2 protein-coding genes are annotated in these 2,493 nt (G+C 64.7%); both read right to left on the bottom strand.

Annotated features, from left to right (window positions below; genetic code table 11):
• A partial coding sequence (locus tag EN935_RS30930) for an NAD-dependent succinate-semialdehyde dehydrogenase (RefSeq protein WP_164771489.1) occupies nt 1-1,350 on the bottom strand: 1,350 nt, incomplete at its 3' end.
• Nucleotides 1,351-1,367: 17 nt separating this feature from the next.
• A partial coding sequence (locus EN935_RS30925) for a CaiB/BaiF CoA-transferase family protein (protein ID WP_164771488.1) occupies nt 1,368-2,493 on the bottom strand: 1,126 nt, incomplete at its 5' end.

The following is a 2,493-nucleotide window of genomic DNA, read 5'->3' as shown; positions in this document are numbered from 1 at the left end:
GTTGATGCCGCCGAACGGCACCTCCGGCAGCGCCAGTCCATAATGGTTGATCGACACCATGCCGCTGGCGATGCCGGACGACATCTTTGCCGCGCTCGCGGCCGAGCGGGTGAAGCCATAGGCGGCAAGGCCGTAGTTCAGCCGGTTGGCCTCGGCCAGGGCTTCGTCGAGGCCACTGACCGGGGTCATCAGTGCCAACGGACCGAACGGCTCCTCATTCATGGTGCGGGCATCGGTCCCGACATTTGACAGGATGGTCGGCTCGAAGAAATAGCCTGAATTGCCGATGCGCTTGCCACCGGTGACGAGTTCCGCACCTTTCTGCACGGCGTCGTGGACCAGTTCCTCCATCGCCTGTACGCGGCGCGGATTGGCGAGCGGACCCATGGTCGTACCCTCGGCAAGACCATCGCCTACCTTGATCTGGCGTGTCGCCTCGGCAAAGCGACCGACGAAATCGTCATAGACCGCATGGTCGACGAGAAAGCGCGTTGGCGCGACGCAGATCTGCCCGGCATTGCGGAATTTGGATGCGACCATCGAGCGCGCGGCGCGGTCGAGATCGGCATCGGGCAGGACGATGACCGGCGCGTGGCCGCCGAGTTCCATCGTCGCCCGCTTCATGTGCAAGCCGGCAAGCGACGCCAATTGCTTGCCGACAGGCGTCGAGCCCGTAAACGAAATCTTGCGGATCACCGGATGCGGAATGAGATAGGCGGAGATTTCCGATGGCGTGCCATAGACGAGGTTCAAGACGCCATCGGGCAGGCCGGCATCGATGAAAGTGCGCACCAGTTCAGCGGGCGAGGCCGGCGTTTCTTCCGGTCCCTTGATGATGATCGAGCAGCCGGCGGCGAGTGCAGCAGACAATTTGCGCACCGCCTGGTTGAGTGGAAAATTCCATGGCGTGAGGGCGGCGACCGGGCCGACGGGTTCCTTGACCACCGACTGGCTCACGCCCTCAGGGCGCGCCGGCACGATGCGGCCATAGGAACGGCGCGCCTCCTCGGCGAACCAGTCGATGATGTCGGCGGCGGCGAAGGCCTCCATGCGCGATTCGGCGATCGGCTTGCCCTGTTCCAGCGTCATCAGCGTGGCGATGTGCTCGTTGCGCTCGCGCAAGATGTTGGCGGCCTTGCGCATCAGCTTGGAGCGATCGAAGGGCAGGTCGCGCCGCCAGGTCTCGAACCCTTTTGCGGCAGCGGCCAGCGCCTCGTCGAGATCGTCGATACCGGCATGAGCGAGCGAGCCGAGTTCGGCTTCCGTCGACGGATTGACGATCGCCATCGTGCGGCCATCTCGGGCCGGGCGCCATGCGCCGTCGATGTGCAGCAGCACGTTCTTATACATGTCAGGCTCCGTGAAGATCAGGCGGGAACGGGCTCGGCCGAGGGCGTATAGACGCCGATGGCCCCGGTGCCGATCAGCTGGTCGATGGTCTCGGCGCTGTAGCCGAGGATTTCGGCCAGCACGGCTTGCGTGTCCTGGCCCAGCATCGGCGGCGCGGTGAAATCGGCGTTCAGTTGCGCGGCAAGTCCCTGCGCCGGTCGCACCATGGCGACGGAGCCAAGATGCGGATGCGGCAAAGTCTGGACGAGACCGCGCTCGCGGACATTGGGACTGTCAAAGACTTCCGGTATCGATTTTACCGTTCCGGCCGGCACGCTGGCGGCGGCACAAGCCGCCATCCAGTGGTCTCGCGTTTTGGTCCTGAAGGCGGCCGCCAGCTGCGGGATCAGCGCCTCGCGGTTGGTGGCACGCGCGCCTGCCTTGACGAAGCGCGAATCCCCGGCCAGATGTGGCAAGTCCACGACCTGCTCGCACAGCGCCGCGAACTGGCGATCATTGCCGACGGCCAGCGCAAAGCCGCCATCGGCGGCCTCGAATATCTGGTAGGGAACAACCGTCGGATGGGCATTGCCGTAGCGGGCGACCTCTCGGCCGGTGTTGAGGTAACCGCTGCCGACATTGATCAGCAGGCTGAGCGCGCAGTCGATCAGCGACAGGTCGAGGAACTGGCCCTTGCCGGTCGTCGACCGCTCGTAAAGCGCTGCCAGGATCGACTGCGTGGCGACCATGCCACAGACGATATCGGTGATGGCGACGCCGACGCGCATAGGCTCGCCATTGCTCTCACCAGTGATGGCCATCAGGCCGCTTTCGGCCTGCATGACGAAATCGTAGCCCGGTCGTCCGGCATCGGGCCCGGTCTGGCCGTAGCCGGAGATCGAGCAGTAGATCAGGCGCGGATTTGAGGCGCTGAGTTCCTTGAAACCGACGCCGAGCCGATCGGCGGTGCCGGAGCGGAAATTCTCGACGACGATGTCGGCCTTCGCCGCCAGTTCGCGCACGATGGCCAGCCCTTCCGGACTCTTCATGTCGAGCGCAATGCTCTGCTTGCCGCGATTGGCGCAGAGATAATAGGTGGAGACACCCTTGTAGCTCGGCACCGACCACGCCCTGGTGTCGTCGCCGCCATCGATGTTCTCGATC

The sequence above is a fragment of the Mesorhizobium sp. M7D.F.Ca.US.004.03.1.1 genome (assembly GCF_003998635.1).
Lineage (GTDB): Bacteria > Pseudomonadota > Alphaproteobacteria > Rhizobiales > Rhizobiaceae > Mesorhizobium > Mesorhizobium loti.
This window is presented reverse-complemented; position numbering and strand designations above follow the sequence as displayed.